Below are 16499 nucleotides of genomic sequence, written 5' to 3' on the forward strand. Positions count from 1 at the left end.
ATGCTAAAAACACCTTATCATGCATAACTTAAAACTATATTTTATCTTACTTCTCCTGCTTCCACTGCAAATATTGGGGCAAGGTTTACCATATATAAAATCATATAAGGCCTCTAAATATGGAGGAGGCGTTCAAAATTGGGATACATATATTGATAAATCTAATATAGTATATTTTTCCAACAATGAAGGTATTACCACTTTCGACGGCAAAAATTGGGAAAATATAAGTGATTCTCGCCTTTCATACATTAGATGTATGTCAATGGGAGCTGACAACAAATTGTACGTCGGAGGACTTTTTGAACTTGGATACTTTGAACCAAACCAGCTCGGCAAACTTGAATACACCTCATTAATGGACAGGATTGTTGATAAAGAACTAGAGTTTACTTATGTATGGAACATCGCTGCTAATTCTTCAGCTATCGCTTTTACAATAAGGGGTGAGGTTCTGCTGTATGACATGGACAGCATTAGAGTTATTAAATCAGATTGCAAACTAGTAAGAGTATACAGTGTTTTCGACAACATTTTACTATTTTCTTATGGTGAAGGAATATTTAAGCTTGAAGGAACCAAATTTATACCATTACCAGAATTAGATTTTTTTAAAGACGATACTTATGTAATAATCACTGAATTTGCTGATAATCAAATATTAATATGCTCTGAATTATCAGGAATATGGATATACGACTTTGGTGCCAGGTTAAACAATAAAAAGCAACCATCTCTAAAAAAAATTGAAACATCTATTGATAAAAATTTTGGAAGTGAACTATTAAGCGATGTGGAGTACGACTCTTTTATGAATACTATTCATATATGCACAATGTCAACACTCTATTCGCTTGATACCCTCGGAAACACAAAAAACATTCTTGACTATAAACAGGGTATAGTTGACAAACATATTATTTCATTAAAATGTGACAGATTTGGTAATGTATGGGTTGGGGCTGGAAATGGAGTTTCACATGTTCACACATCAAGTCCTATTAGATATATTGATGACAGGTTGGGTGACCCCGAACACCCTTATGATGTTATATTCAATCACGATTATTCATATTTTACAAATTTAAGTGGCTTATTCATTATAAAAACCGAGGACCTTTTTTGCGTCCCCCCAAAACCTTTAAAACAACTTATTGCCAGTGGCTACGGTGGATGGGGAATGCATAGTATTGATAATAAGGTTTTTGCTTCCGTGGATAATAGTCTAAATGAAATAGTTGCAGGTAAAATAAAATCGAAGATTGTAACATCAGATTCATATTCACTAACATATTATTCTCAAAAAGATCAAATTCTTATTGTTGGAGGAATTGACAACTCGTATCTGTTTGATATAAAAAATAAAAACAGTTTAACCAAAATAGAAAATTTAACAGGTACTATTAGAAAAGTTATTGGAATCGGAGAATATCACGTTATTGCTAAGTTTTTTTCCGATAAAACGTTTAATATATATAGAGATAGCACTAATAATGACGTCTTTCAACTTATCGACAAAAAACTTGGTTTCGACGCCAGGTACAGTATGCCAGTACTAATAGATTCGAATGCATACATATGTGCGTCAAACGGTCTTTATAAAATTGTTTTTAACAAAGATAAAAGTGTAGATACGGTGTTTTTAGATAAAAATTTTGAACAATTTGAAGAACTAAAAAACAATCTTTTAAATATTGTACGTGATACCGCTCTAGACGGTTATTGGGCAATAACAACTGAAGAGTTAATGTTTATAAAAAATCACAACAACAAACCAAGTGAACTTATTAAAAATCCTTTTAGAATTGTTTTACCATCAGAAAAATTAACACTTATAAACAACTATATAGTAACCTTCCTTTACGACGGTATTTGTTTCTACGACAAAAGCAAACCAAGATTAGATACAATTAAGTTTAATACATTATTTCGAGAAATAGAATTTGGCGATGAGACTTTGTTTAAAGGATACTATCCGTTTGATAATGAATCATACAATATTAAAATTGAACAGCCTATTAAATATGAAAATAATAGTTTAAAAGTATATTTTGCTTCCCCTTGTTATTTTTATCAAGACTCTATTAAACATGAGTGCATATTAGAGAATTTCGACAAAGAATGGATCTGCATAGGCTCTGATGGCGAGAAAGAGTACACAAACATTCCTCCCGGTAATTACTGCTTTAAAGTACGAGGCATTAATGTGTTCAACAACGTATCAGACATTGCTGAATTGCATTTTTCTATATCAAAACCTTGGTATCAAACAGCCTGGATGATAGCAATATACGTTATTGTTGCAATTATATTTGTGATGTTAACGATAAAGATTTACACCCATAGACTAAAGAAACAAAATGAACTTCTTGAAAAGTCTATATCAAACAGAACTGCAGAGCTTAGATTAAAAGCACAAGATATAAGTAAACAAAACGAACAAATTAAAGAGCAGAACAAACAAATAAAAACACAAAACGAACAAATTAAAGAACAAAATGAGCGAATAAAAGAGCAATCTAAAAACCTAGAAGTTGTAAATAAACAACTAACACAACTATCGGTTGTTGCTCAACAAACAGATAATGGAGTTTTAATAATAAAAATCCCCGAAACAATACGATACATTAATGAAGGTATGTTAAAAATGCTTGATATTGAAAATTTTACACAAATTAGCGACCGGCAAAGTAAAAGCATTTTGCTTAGGCTACATAATCTAACAAGCATTCTGCAAGAGACGTTTAATACATCTGAACATATCGTTTTTGAAGAAAAAATAACAACTTTTAAAAACCGAAAAAAATGGTTGCAATTTACCGTATCTCCTATTTATCAGTCTGGAATACAAACAGATAAAGCTGTGGTGTTATGCACCGACATAACGGCTATTAAACTTGCTGAAGAGGAGATATCACAGAAAAAGGATGAGTTGTATTCACAAAGCGAACTCCTTAAAGACGCTAACCTCGAATTGGAAAAAGCAAATCAATTAATGCGCAACTCCATGACATATGCACAAAGAATTCAAAAATCAATGCTTCCAAACCTAGCAGATATTAGAACTGTTTTTGAGGATACATTTATATTTTTTATGCCGAAAGACATTGTTAGTGGAGACTTTTACTGGTTTAACAAAATTGATGATTCTTATATTTTAATTGTTGCCGATTGTACCGGACACGGTGTCCCGGGTGCCTTTATGTCGATGATAGGGAATACACTGCTAAAAGATACAGTAAGTAAAAAAATGGATAATCCTGCTGAAATTCTTTCCTATTTAAACGATGGCATAAGAACAACTCTACGCCAAAAAGATAACATTGACGATATGCAAAGTGACGGAATGGATATAACGGTGTGCATTTACAATCCTAAGTTGAGGGAAATACAAATTGCATTAGCTAATCACCGAGCGTTGCTAATAAAGAAAGATGAGATCATTATTGTTGATGGTGATATTTTTGCAGTCGGAGGTAGTTTTACAAATAGGATATCAATAGAATTCACTAACAAAAAATACTCTATAGAAAAAGGTGATATTTTATATATGTACACCGATGGATTCCAAGACCAATTGGGCGGAACCGACTACTCTAAATATGGAGGCTCAGAATTCTTAAAATATCTGGCGTCTATCTTTGGCGAGTCATTTAATATCCAATTTTCAAAACTTAAAAACGAATTTTTAACGTGGAAAAACGACAAAAATCAAACTGACGATGTTCTAATTTGGGGCATTAAATTCTAAACATTTTTTTCATCTGCTTCAATAACCACCAAAAATTAAGCTCTGTTTACACTAACAAAGAGATAAAATCTGTTGAAGCCAAATCAACCAAAATATTAAAGCCAACTATATCTGCAAAATAGTTGGCTTTAATATATTAACTTTTACTTATATCAAAGTTATTATTCTGAATCCTGCACAACTTCAATATCTGCATCTATTAATTGTTTATATCGATTTCCAGCTGCCTCCATATCCATGTCACCTTCTTTAAAGTTCCATATTATCTTAACCTTGCTACGTTTACTCAACTTTTCTAATAAAAACATCAGTTTAGATATTTGTTTCGCCGTGCTGGTTGAATAGTACTCAAAATTAAATCTAAAAAGAGTCTCTTCATTAGGTTCATCAATATACATTTTGAACCATTCCAAAACGGTATCATAAAACCTAACAGCATCCTCCGGTAAACTTTTTTTAGATATGGAAAATATTCCTTTCGCAGGATCAAACAATACTCGTGGAGAATCTTCTGTTTCTTCTATAAACAATGGATAGATCATAATACTTACTCTGTTATTATTCTAAAATCATCATCTTCTACCACAGGTAGAACTTCCATTTTAAAGTCAATATTGGTAAGTTTTTCAAATCTTTTACCACTATTTAACATATCTGTATCGTCATCATAATAACACCATATAACCTCTACCTCCTCTTTTATACTTTTCAAAAAGACAAAAATTTTGGATAGTTGTTTAGCAGAAGAGGTATTAAAGTATTCCAATTCAAACCGAAAAACCGTTTTCTTCTTTGGATTCTTAGCATATTCTTCCAACCATCTAAAAATAGGTTTGTAAAACAGAAATGCATCCTCGGGCAAAGAGCGTTGAGATATTAAAAACTCATCGGCATCTACGTCCAAAACAACTTTAGGAGTATCCTCTGTTCCTTCATAAATTAATGGTGTCATACTGCATATTATTCAATATAAACCTGAAGAATAAAAAACGATTTTTCATCATCAATATCTTGGAATTTATATCTGAGTTTATCATTACTTTTCATTCTAAGCTCAATAAATCCCAACCCCGATTCCTTTGGTGTATCTATTTGAAAATCAAACAAACACTTGTTATAATAATCTTCAAGTTCTTCACGATTCAAACTGTTAACATAGTCAATTTTATCCTTAACCTTATCAATATTTTCTTTCAAAATATAGTTACCTGTATTAAGAATATGCATATTATTTTTCTTGTTAATAAAAAATATTCCCGGATTTCCCTTTCTTTCCTCATCTCTAAGTGCATGTTTAACAATGTTTTGCAACATTTCAACCATCATATTAAAGACAATTCTTCTTATATGCCCCATGCCCTCCATTTGGGTTTCTATGATATTCAACAAATTAATGAGGTTCTCCTGATTAAAAATACCATTGTAAATAAGCTGTACCTCTTTTTGTTGCAGAAGCTGATGTAATAAATAAATATTATCAATTCTTACGAGTTCTGTATCATCACTATCTCCTTCTTCTCTTGGGGTTATACATGTATGAAAATAAAAATATGAACAAACATCATCTATCTTATGAAAATGATGAGATATTTTATTATTAGATTTTTTTGCAATTTCTATTAACCCTAACCCTGCTCCACCTTTTTCAGAAATTTGATTTTTTGTTAAAACTTCTTTGTAATACGACTTTAAGTCCTCACACTCTAGACCTTGCAGCTTTTTCAAAAGTCCATCAACATGCTCTATATTTGAATTATATATATGGTTTACCGTTGTTACAAAATAATTCCCATCCTTCTGTTCGATGGCAAAAAAACCTTGATGTTCATCGACAACATCTTGATGTCTGGTAATATTTTGAAGACTTTCAACCATTATCGAGAAAACTCGTTTCTTAATTTTGGAAGACTCCCCTGCTTGATTCATAGATGCTTCCGCAAGCATAATAATCAAATCTGTAATTTTTTGACTAAAATGCCCGTGATATATATAACTTAATTCAGAACCTTTGAAGCCGTCGTACAACTCAAAAGCCAATTCTCTCTTATCCAAATCTAAACCAAACATTTATCAAATCAGAAAGCGCCAGTTTACAAAAAAAAAACAAATTTTAGCTAACAAAGTTAAAATTATTTTACGTTAAATGAAAGATAAATCATACTATTTTCCCTTCAAAAACTTTTTTTGCAGGTCCAGTTAAAAAAATATCATAAACCTTATCTGACATATCAAAGCTAACAGCTAATTGTCCTCCTTTTGTTTCCAAAAGGATATTTTTATTTTGTTTTATCAGTCCCAAAAAATATGATACTATTGAGGAGGCAACACTACCTGTCCCACAGGCTAATGTTTCATCTTCAACGCCTCGTTCATATGTCCGTATTTTAATTTTATTATCCACAATTTGACAAAAATTAACATTTGTACCCTCGGGATATATTTGAGTGTCGTATCGCAACTTACGTCCAATCTTTTTTACATTGTAATTCTCGACATTTTCTACAAAAACAACCAAATGCGGAGAGCCTGTGTTGATTTTGTACATTTTTTCATTTACAGCTTCGGGTAGTGAGGAATCAGACATTTTTAATCTGATTTGTCCATCAGATAACAAATCTGCCTTATGTTCTCCATCAACTGCAAAAAAAGTTGTACTCTTATCGAACAATTTAAGATTATGTGCGAACAGTACTGCACATCGCCCTCCATTTCCACACATTGTTCCTTCCGCTCCATCGCTATTGAAATAACGCATATAAAAGTCACCGTGATCGCTGTTTTCTATCATTATTAAACCATCGGCACCAATGGCAAAATGCCTGTTACAAAGAAAAGATATCTCCTTTGAGGTAAGTGCAGAATATTGTTGAGAGCGGTTATCGAGCATTATAAAATCGTTTCCTGCTCCGTGATATTTGAAAAAATTTATCTGCTTGAATATCATAGGCTGAAAAATTTGCATGAATTAATACTAAAAAGATAAAAATAAGAATTTAATATGACAACATGTCATCTAAGGTTAAAAGTTGGTTAAAATTTAGTCACTAAAGAAACACATTTAAATTTAAGTACGTTAATTGCGATATAAAGATATTAAAACATCAAACATTACAAATATGAAACGAAATACTTTTTTTCTTAGTTTACTTACTGGATTTTCTGGTGGTGCTATTGTTTTAATAGCATATCTATTTTTCTCAAATCCAAAGGAAAACAACTCACATTCAACTGTTGAATTTAAGAGTTCAACCCCTGTACAACTTGCCGAGTCAGTTCATAACGTGCAAAATAGCCGTTACGTTAATTTAACTGCAGCTGCACAAAAATCTGTTGATGCAGTTGTACACGTTAAAACATTAAGTTCGCGACAAAGCCAAAGCTACTCAAATCCATTTTTAGACTTTTTCTTTGGCTCGCCGGGCTTTGGCTATGAAGAGAAACCTGTTCTTTCATCAGGTTCAGGAGTAATAATAACGGAAGATGGATTTATTGTAACCAACAACCATGTTATTGAAAATTCTAATAGAGTTGAGGTGACCCTAAACGACAAGCGAACTTTTGAAGCACAACTTATTGGAACTGACCCGAGTACCGATATCGCTTTGTTAAAAATTGAAGGCAATAATTTCTCTTGTTTACCTTTCGGAAATTCAGATTCTGCAAAAGTTGGCGAATGGGTATTAGCTGTCGGCAACCCATTTAATTTGACATCAACAGTTACCGCAGGTATAATCTCTGCTAAAGCTCGGAATATCAATATTATAAATAAAAAGTACGGTATCGAGTCGTTCATTCAAACCGATGCTGCTGTAAATCCTGGAAATAGTGGTGGAGCTTTAGTTAACAGTAAGGGCGAGCTAATAGGAATAAACACGGCAATTGCCTCTCATACAGGCACGTTTACAGGATACTCATTTGCGATTCCGATTAGTATCGTTCAAAAAGTTGTTAGCGATTTAGTAGAGTTTGGCGAAGTTCAACGAGCTATATTAGGAATTGTTGTAAGCGACATTAACAGTCAACTAGCTGAAAAATTTAATCTAAAAGTTTTAGATGGGGTATTAGTCCAACAAACTGAGGCTGGAAGCCCTGCAAGCAAAGCAGGCATTGAACCTGGCGATGTTATCACTCATATTGGTGCTATTCAAATTAAAACCCTCTCTGAGTTTCAAGATCATCTGATACGTTTTAGACCCGGAGATGAAATATCTCTAACGATAAATCGCAACGGAAAAACAGTAGATAAAAAAGCTATTCTTCAGAATCGCTTTGGTTCTACCGATATTATTAAAAGAACCGATGTTATGAATGTATTAGGAGCTATATTTAAACCTATCAGTAAAGATGATGCCAAAAGCTTAGGTATTAAAGGAGGATTGCAAGTTATTGATTTAGAAAAAGGCAAATTGTTAAACGCAGGGATAAGAAATGGGTTTATAATAACAATCGTAAATGGTCAAAGTATATTGAAAATTGAAGATTTGAATGATGCTCTAAATAAGGCAACAAAAGGAGGCGTGTATGTTGAAGGAATTTATCCTAACGGAATGAGGGCTTATTACGCTTTTGGACTGTAAATATAGGAACAAGGTAAAAGTTGAAAGGCACTTGCTCCTTTCTCCTTTTACCTTTTAGAATTCAAACTTCAACTGTACACGTATTCCAAATTTTGGGATTTCAGTTTGATTAGTCACATTCTCTTGGTAATCGAGATATGTAAGTCTCCACATTGCATCAATTCTAAAAAGCTTTAATATATTCTCTATTCCCATGCTTGCTTCTACGTATGGCACGGTTAATTCACGCAATCCTTCCGGGAATTTCATTAAACTCACATTATTATCGCTTACTCGTCCTATTAGTCCTTTAGCAGCTACAACTTCACGCCATTTCAGTTTGCGGAATAGTGGAATTCTGTTAAAAAAGAAACCGTCAAAATGGTGTTCGGCTAGCAAACTAACGTACTTGTCGGAAACAAATTCATAATAATTCATCATGTTGAACGCATAATTGTCGTAGGCGTAGGTTTCGTTACCTTCATGAAGCTGAAGCAATGGATATGGCGCGTTACCAAAATACATTCCCATATCCAAAATATATTTTAAACGGCCTATGGGGTTAATACTAAACCCGTGCTCTACGCTTGCGTGAATACGATAATATTCATATTCACTGTTAAAAACACCTTTTAATCCTGCCGTGAGATCAAAGTTAAGTATCGGATAATTTGTTCCGAGACTAATTCGCAAAAATTCGCCTAACAAAAACTTTTCATTATATGCATACCTAGTATTTAGCGTTATTTCAGTGCTTGGAAGCTTTTCTAGACTTGTCTGTTCTCCATTAGCAAAAACAACAAAAGGCACGTATTCGGTACTCCAAATCTGCCGAGTATTTACTTTTAAAGTGTTCGACAAGCCTTGAAACCATTCGTATTCAAAAAATATTTCAGCCTCGTCAACCATTGTGAGCTTACGATTATAGGTTCGTCTTAGAAACGAAGCTAAAATATTGTCTTGTGTAAACGCATTTTGGCTGATTCCTAACTGTTCAATATCGTGTTTTACATTCCACCCTGCTGACTTACGTGGATTTTTATTGAACATATATAATCCGCCAGTTGCAAATTTCCAACGTTTATCTCCTTCTCCGTAAGCAACATGTCCGGTCAACATTAGCTTGGTGCTAAAATCATTGCTTGTCCTCCCTCCAAAGCGAAATCTATTCCCTTCTATTGCATTAAAACTATATAGTTTGTAATAGGGACCTATTTCAAAAAATTTATAAATATAATGACCATTAACCAAGGTGTTTATGACATCTACCCAAGTTTGAAATATCGGAACTTGCTTAATGCTATCAACCATGTCGTAAATTTGGAGCTCTTTTTTAGTTAACTCCATGTGTCTTAACTTGCCCCATTCTTCATCTGAGAAATTATTAACACTATCAAGAGTAATAAATTCTTGAGCTAATTGTGGGTTAAAGAAATTATCATCACGTTTTTTCCCAATTACAACATTTTTATACGATGTAGTTTTGTTTCCAAATATTCCTGACGTGTTATCAGATATATTAAAATCGATAAAAATGTCTTCGGTTTTTGTAAACCAAAGGCTATCACCAACATATTGATACTCTAAGTCATAAATCAAATCATTAACAAAATTTAGATTTGCATCTTGAGCCAATCTTGCATTTATTTTTGACAATGCAAATGTGGTATCATGAATCCAGAAGTTGCCTGTAAAGGTAGGTTCTTGCGATCGTCTGGGTAAGTACGATATTTGATAACACCATCTATTATTAATATACGCGCTATCAATCAAATAATATTTGTAATAAATTGATCCAAAGCTGGCAAGCGGACTGACAAATCCCTTGCCAAAAAGCTGTAAAAAATTATCGTATGGATTTACCTTTAAATACATCTGTCCTGTAAATTGCGACAGTTGATCGTTTTTTACGCCGCTCACATTGGTGGCTCGTATAACTTCTTTCTCTTTTTTGGGATTTTTCTGATAATATAGGTCTGATACTGTTTCAGTTATAAATATAGGCAGATAACTCTTACCACTTACAAAAGAGGTATCCACATAATCAAAAATAAACTGGAACTGTTTAAAAAGGCGGTTTTTCTTAAAATTTTCGTCGACGTTGCTAATATCAAACTCCATTTTGTTATAAACCTCTGATTCCCAAAACTCAAGTCTATCTGTATTGTTTTTGTTCCTGTGCGCATGTAAAGAATCGAGTAAAATTAAAGCCGGATTTTTACTAGGTTTGACAACAACTTCTTGTAAAGAAATAGCTGTGGCAGAAAGTTCCACATCTATTTCTTGAAATTGTGCTTTTTTTACTAAACGTACCTCCCTTTCATATCCGACGTATGAAAATATAAGGCTGTCGGAAGCTGTCCGAGTTTCAATATGATAATTACCCTCAAAGTCACTAATAACTCCTATTGTTGTACCTTGAAAAGCTATATTAACAAACGGGAGGGGCTCTTTAGTTGAGGCATCAATAACTTTTCCCCTTACTTTCGTTAGCTGAGCATAAGTTAAACATGGAAAAATAAAAAAGATAACATAAAGAGAAAGTCGCATAACCATTATTAATTATACTTTCTATCTTCTTAAAACGAAATTTTCTCCAAGATATACTTTTCTTACTTGCGGATCAACACTTAATTCTTCTGCAGTACCGGACTTAAGAATAGAACCATTAAAAAGTAAATACGCTCTATCTGTTATGCTTAATGTTTCATGAACATTATGGTCGGTGATTAAAACACCGATATTTCTATCTTTTAACTTAAATACAATTTCCTGAATATCTTGAACTGCGATAGGATCAACGCCAGCAAAAGGTTCATCAAGCAATATAAATTTTGGATTAATAGCCAAGGCACGCGCTATCTCTGTTCTACGGCGTTCGCCTCCAGATAATTGTATTCCAAGACTTTTTCTAATCCTCTGGAGTCCAAACTCATCTAATAACTCTTCAAGTTTTTCGGTACGATACTCTTTGCTGTACCGAGCCATCTCCATAACTGACAAAATATTGTCTTCAACACTTAACTTGCGAAAAACTGAAGCCTCTTGTGCTAAGTAGCCAATTCCCTGCTGAGCTCGAAGATAAACAGGTTCCGTGGTTATCTCTTTTCCATCAATAAAGATTTGTCCTGAATTTGGTCTTATTAAACCGACAATCATGTAAAAGGAAGTTGTTTTCCCAGCACCGTTCGGTCCCAACAAACCAACTATTTCTCCTTGGTTAACTTCGAGGTTTACGCCTCTGACCACAGTTCTTTTACCATATCGTTTAACCAAATTTGTTGCATGTAGCCGCATATGCCTTTTATGTTTTTACCACAAATATAGTTAAAAATAAAAGGTAGATTCAATCATTAATTAACTGTTAATCCCCATATTTTGAAAAACAGAAGACATATTGCTGAAAATCAAATGCTAAACAACAAAAAAAGGCTGCCCAAAAAATTTTAGACAGCCTCCCAAAATCAAAATTTTAAAAGTATGAAAAATCTATTTATAGATACCAAATTTCATACCAAAACTTTATTAAAAACACATAATTATTGTTTACTTAATTTTGGTAAACAAATTCTATTTTGACAATAAGTTCATAATTGTTTTGTAAACCAATACCGGAGCCACTTCAAATGAGTATCTCTTCTCAATTCTTTCAGTAAATTTGTGTGCATCTTTACCAAAAGCACCTATATCAAGTACAGGTAAATCAAGTTTCTGCATCTCTTCTAACGGAAGTGAATACTTAGTTCCATATCCCGGCATGTTATTCTTCAATGCAGCAATAATTTTTGGGTCTTTGGGTGCAGCACCATAACTTAAATCAGATATGTACGGGAAAAACTTTTTGTAAACCAATTTGTAATCTGTCTTTGTTGAATTAACAGCATCGGCAACAGCTTCAAGCAGAGCTTTTTCTTTTGGTCTTTTCCCTTCCACATAAATGTGTGGATAATATGGTGGGGTAAAGTAAACTATTACGATTGGCTCTCTGTCTGACCATAGTTTGTGAGTCTCTTCTACAATCTTTAATGCAAAATCTCTTTGGTCTATGGATTCATCTTTTAACATTGTATTTGAGAGCTTTTCTAACTGTTTGTCGAGTTCATCTCCCATTTCTGCTTTAACTTTTTGATACAACTCTTCGTATGAAATAACTCTGCTTTCCCATGGTAATTTTTTGAATTTACGTCTTGCCAATTTGCAAAATCTTTTATACTGTGTGTTTAAACTATCAATTGTATTTTGGAAAGCCTCTTTCCCCGCTTTAATCATTTTATTTAAAACTTCATCGGGCGTGCTTATGTGTGTTGCATAATTGAAAAAGAGTGTTGCTGTTTTGGCGGTCTGAACCGAGTATTCGGGCTTTAAGTCACGCTGTCTCAAAGTGATAGGGGGCAAAGAAACCTCTCCCTCAGCAATATCACAAAAATCTGCATTTAGGTTAATTCTTGTGGTAATTTCTGCAGCTATTTGATTGGCATCAACTCCTTTAAAAGATTCTCCAACGTGTGTCTCTTTTCCTACAACATAGAATGATGGCATAAGCTTGCCAACAGTACCGATGTATACATATTTATTTTCGTCTCCTTCATACTCAGATGTCATATAATCGGTGTCTAATAGTGCTAAATAGTCGAAATTCTCTTTTTCTTGAAGTTTAATAAATTCAGGAATAACAGATAACATGCCTCCCGAGTTTCCTTCTTCGTCGCAAACAGCTGCAAAAATCAAATTCCCTTCGAAGTTTCCAATATCTTTCGAAATTTCTTCCATGACAGCCATAATAATAGCATCGCCTGTTTTCATGTCAAATAGTCCGCGCCCGAATAGATATTCACCCGACTCTAGGTCTTTTCTCACTTCAGGTGGCAATGTCGAAGCTATCTCTTTAAATTTTTCGGTAAGTTCGTATGGTTTATTAGCAAGATGTTTCAATGTTCCATAATCAGAAATACCAACCGTATCGGTATGTCCAATCATAATTATTGTTTTATCGCTTTTCTTTTTCTCACCTTTCATTATTGCTATAAGTGACTTGCGCCCTAATTTGTCGTTGGGTACATCCACAAATTTCAAATAATCAGGGTGTTTTTTGTAATAATCCATCTCCGAAAAGATTTCGAATACTTTTTGAACAGAATCCAATTCTCCCGGTGTTTCAACAACGCTAAGCTGATTTGTCAATGCAACGGCTATTTCTTCTATTCTTGCCGAAATTTGTTTGTTCATAATCTGTCTGTTTTATATATTATTATTTATTAGATACATTAGTACGTCTATCGTCCAATCTGCGCACATTTTGTTAGTAAACGACAAAGATATTAAAATTTGTGAATGTAGAAAGTGATCTAAAGCTTAAATATATGACAGCTCTAGGTTTAAATAAATCTGACTCCTTATAAAATATTTAACAAATATTATGTATCTTTATGGCAATAATTAGTCAATATTTTTCAAAAACACTTAACTTATTGAAATATGGAAAAGATTTATATTTATGCAATTGTTGGTCTTGCGATAGCGGTTATACTCTTAGGAATTTGGATAATACACCTTATCAATAAGGGGAAAAAAGAGCTTGTTTATACAAAAGAAGAGCTAAATCACAATATCAAATATTTAGAATCAGAAATTAATAAAATAAAGAAAGATTTAACAAAACACTCTAACTATCACGAAAAAAAAGATAAATCAAAATCTTAGTCAAAACGCATTATGTCTGACACTGGCAGTTTAGCAATGTATCTAACTGGCAGTGTCATCATCGCAAGAAGGGTTATAAATGCTACTACGTTGATAATTACCCAATATAAAACAGAAAAATCAACAGGAACGTGTGTTAGATAATAGTTTGTGGCATCAAGTTTTATTGGATGCCATATTTTTTGTATAACGATGAGCGTCATTCCTATGACGTTACCGTAAAATAATCCCTTACCAATAATTTGTGAAGAGCGTATTATAAATATTCTTTGTAGAGCCGTATTGGTTGTTCCAAGGGTTTTTAGTATGCCAACAACTTCTGTTCGCTCAAGTATCATTATAAGAAGTCCTGTTACCATACATGCACCTGACACCAAAATCATAAGAATTATAATAACATATACATTAACGTTTTGCATCTCCAACCAATCGAATATTTGTCGCTGACTTTCGGTTATAGCAACTGCTCTCATGGCTGATTTGTTTTCGTCAAAAGCTAACGCTGTAAGGTGTCGTAGCTTTGATGTGGTCTCTTCAATATCATCAAATTTGTGTAAAAAAACTTCGAAGCCTGATATTTCGTCTTCACTCCAACCGTTAAGTCTTTGGATATGACGCAAATCACAGAGTACAAACAACTCGTCGAACATTTCAAAACTTGTGTCAAAAATACCACTAATAACAAAGTTTCGCACACGCACAGGCTTTTGCATAAAATACGTCGGTAGACGATCGTTCAGTTTTAAATTGAGTTTATTTGCAACTGTTTTTGAGATAACAACCTGATTACTAATAGATGAATCGCTAATAGTTGGCAAAAAACCATCTACCATATATGCTGAAAAGAATGTTGTGTCGTAATCGGCAGATATTCCTTTTAATACAATTGCCTGTAGCTCTGTATCTAACCTAACTATTCCTGGTTTAGTTGCAAATTTTTGTATATGTTTTATTTCAGGGATTTCTCTTATTTTCTCTAAAGTTGGCTGATTTTCTGTAATAGGATTGCTGTCGTGCGACAAATTCATATCAAAATTTATCAGGTTAATGTGAGATGAAAATCCTGATATTTTCTCACTTATTTCGCGTTTATAACCTATAACAATGCTTATTGATACTAGCATCACAGCCATACCGAGTGCTATTCCTATTGTTGATATTTTCAACATAGGAGTCGATAAGTTCTCGGTTTTGCTACCCGACTTAAACAACCTTCCAACTATGAAGCGTACAAATTGCATTATTTTGTATATTTGAGCATCGAAATAGTTATCAAATCAAAACATAATGGTCACAATTGGCAAAATTACGACTTTGTTCAGTTTTTTCTGCTTTTTTACTAAAATAGTTGCGTTTAGCCAAATTATTCCAGGTGCAGAAAGAACTGACAAATACATCAACTTACTGACAAATAAAAACATAGCTATAATAACAAATCACACAGGATTGGTTTCTGGTGTACACATTGTTGACACATTATTATCGTTGGATATAAAAGTTAAGAAGATTTTTTGTCCCGAGCATGGTTTTAGAGGCATTGCAGACGCAGGTCAAAACATTGAAAACAGTAAAGATATTGAAACAGGCTTACCAATAGTTTCGTTGTATGGAAGCAAGAAAAAACCCTCAAAAGAGGACATGGAGAACATAGACATATTGCTGTATGATCTTCAAGATGTTGGCGTAAGATATTATACTTATATCAGTACTTTACACTATGTTATGGAATCCGCTGCAGAAAACCAAAAGCCCTTAATTGTACTAGACAGACCCAACCCAAACGGATTTTACATTGATGGTCCTGTTTTAGACACATCACTTCGCTCATTCGTCGGAATACACCCTATACCGATAGTTTATGGAATGACTATCGGCGAATTGGGCAAAATGATTAATGGCGAGGGATGGCTTAAAGATAGAAATCAGTGTGACTTAACAGTTATTGAGTGCTTAAATTATACACACGATTGCAAATATGAGTTGCCTGTACCTCCATCTCCAAATTTGCCAAATATGGCTTCGGTCTATCTTTATCCATCGCTAGGTTTTTTTGAAGGCACAGTGGTTAGCGCAGGACGTGGAACACCGTTTCCTTTTCAAATATACGGACATCCTCTTTTAAAAGAGAATATTACATTTACCTTTACCCCTGAACCAATGGAAGGAGCTTACTCTCCCAAATTTAATGGTACTAAATGCTATGGCAAAGATTTACGAAATACCCCGATTGCTAAAGGAGAAAACAACAAAATAGAGTTAAGTTTCCTTGTAGATGCCTTTAAAAATCTTAATTTGCCAAACTTTTTCAACAACTATTTTAAATTTTTAGCTGGCAATAGGTCATTACAAAAACAAATTAATGAAGGGATTGATATCGAGCTTATTAGAGAGGGTTGGGAAACTGACATTGAGACATTTAAACAAAAGAGGGAAAAATACCTAATTTACCAATAGTCAGAATGAGTTTCCAAACTAAAAGAAAAGGTTCGTCA

The 16499-nt window shown here is 33.5% G+C and carries 12 protein-coding genes; 4 read left to right on the top strand and 8 right to left on the bottom strand.

Annotated elements, in window-relative coordinates; genetic code table 11:
• The first annotated feature begins 19 nt into the window (after nt 1–19).
• Entirely contained in the window at nt 20–3751 is a 3732-nt protein-coding gene (locus GX311_01065; GenBank protein ID NLK14969.1) for a SpoIIE family protein phosphatase, read from the top strand.
• Nucleotides 3752–3912: 161 nt separating this feature from the next.
• Here GX311_01065 and GX311_01070 read toward each other — a convergent pair whose 3' ends face one another.
• The 4 genes from GX311_01070 to GX311_01085 all read right to left on the bottom strand — a co-directional run bounded on the left by GX311_01070 (nt 3913) and on the right by GX311_01085 (nt 6692).
• Nucleotides 3913–4293, bottom strand: a complete 381-nt coding sequence (locus tag GX311_01070) for a DUF1987 domain-containing protein (GenBank protein ID NLK14970.1) — start codon at nt 4291–4293, stop codon at nt 3913–3915.
• Between the two features lie 5 nt (nt 4294–4298).
• Nucleotides 4299–4703, bottom strand: coding sequence for a DUF1987 domain-containing protein (locus tag GX311_01075; GenBank protein ID NLK14971.1), 405 nt, complete (start codon nt 4701–4703; stop codon nt 4299–4301).
• Between the two features lie 8 nt (nt 4704–4711).
• The gene (locus GX311_01080; GenBank protein NLK14972.1) at nt 4712–5803 is read right to left on the bottom strand and encodes a hypothetical protein; all 1092 of its coding nucleotides are present in this window, start codon (nt 5801–5803) and stop codon (nt 4712–4714) included.
• Nucleotides 5804–5906: 103 nt separating this feature from the next.
• On the bottom strand, nt 5907–6692 hold the full coding sequence (locus GX311_01085; GenBank protein ID NLK14973.1) for a diaminopimelate epimerase: 786 nt from the start codon (nt 6690–6692) through the stop codon (nt 5907–5909).
• A gap of 175 nt (nt 6693–6867) precedes the next feature.
• On the opposite strand from GX311_01085, the gene GX311_01090 reads away from it, so the two are divergent.
• On the top strand, nt 6868–8328 hold the full coding sequence (locus GX311_01090; protein ID NLK14974.1) for a PDZ domain-containing protein: 1461 nt from the start codon (nt 6868–6870) through the stop codon (nt 8326–8328).
• Nucleotides 8329–8382: 54 nt separating this feature from the next.
• On the opposite strand, the gene GX311_01095 is transcribed toward GX311_01090, so the two are convergent.
• The 3 genes from GX311_01095 to GX311_01105 all read right to left on the bottom strand — a co-directional run bounded on the left by GX311_01095 (nt 8383) and on the right by GX311_01105 (nt 13533).
• Nucleotides 8383–10857, bottom strand: a complete 2475-nt coding sequence (locus GX311_01095) for a carboxypeptidase-like regulatory domain-containing protein (GenBank protein NLK14975.1) — start codon at nt 10855–10857, stop codon at nt 8383–8385.
• Between the two features lie 21 nt (nt 10858–10878).
• Complete coding sequence (gene lptB / locus GX311_01100; GenBank protein NLK14976.1) at nt 10879–11604, bottom strand: LPS export ABC transporter ATP-binding protein; 726 nt, start codon at nt 11602–11604, stop codon at nt 10879–10881.
• A 273-nt stretch (nt 11605–11877) separates the two neighbouring features.
• A complete protein-coding gene (locus GX311_01105) occupies nt 11878–13533 on the bottom strand; it encodes a M20/M25/M40 family metallo-hydrolase (GenBank protein NLK14977.1) in 1656 nt (551 codons plus the stop codon).
• Nucleotides 13534–13782: 249 nt separating this feature from the next.
• Here GX311_01105 and GX311_01110 point away from each other — a divergent pair, with 249 nt between their 5' ends.
• Entirely contained in the window at nt 13783–14007 is a 225-nt protein-coding gene (locus tag GX311_01110; GenBank protein ID NLK14978.1) for a hypothetical protein, read from the top strand.
• On the opposite strand, the gene GX311_01115 is transcribed toward GX311_01110, so the two are convergent.
• Nucleotides 14004–15248, bottom strand: a complete 1245-nt coding sequence (locus tag GX311_01115) for an ABC transporter permease (GenBank protein NLK14979.1) — start codon at nt 15246–15248, stop codon at nt 14004–14006. The genes GX311_01110 and GX311_01115 overlap by 4 nt on opposite strands.
• A gap of 43 nt (nt 15249–15291) precedes the next feature.
• Here GX311_01115 and GX311_01120 point away from each other — a divergent pair, with 43 nt between their 5' ends.
• Complete coding sequence (locus GX311_01120) at nt 15292–16461, top strand: DUF1343 domain-containing protein (GenBank protein NLK14980.1); 1170 nt, start codon at nt 15292–15294, stop codon at nt 16459–16461.
• Nucleotides 16462–16499: the final 38 nt, after the last annotated feature.

The sequence above is a fragment of the Bacteroidales bacterium genome (assembly GCA_012519055.1).
Classification (GTDB): domain Bacteria; phylum Bacteroidota; class Bacteroidia; order Bacteroidales; family Salinivirgaceae; genus JAAYQU01.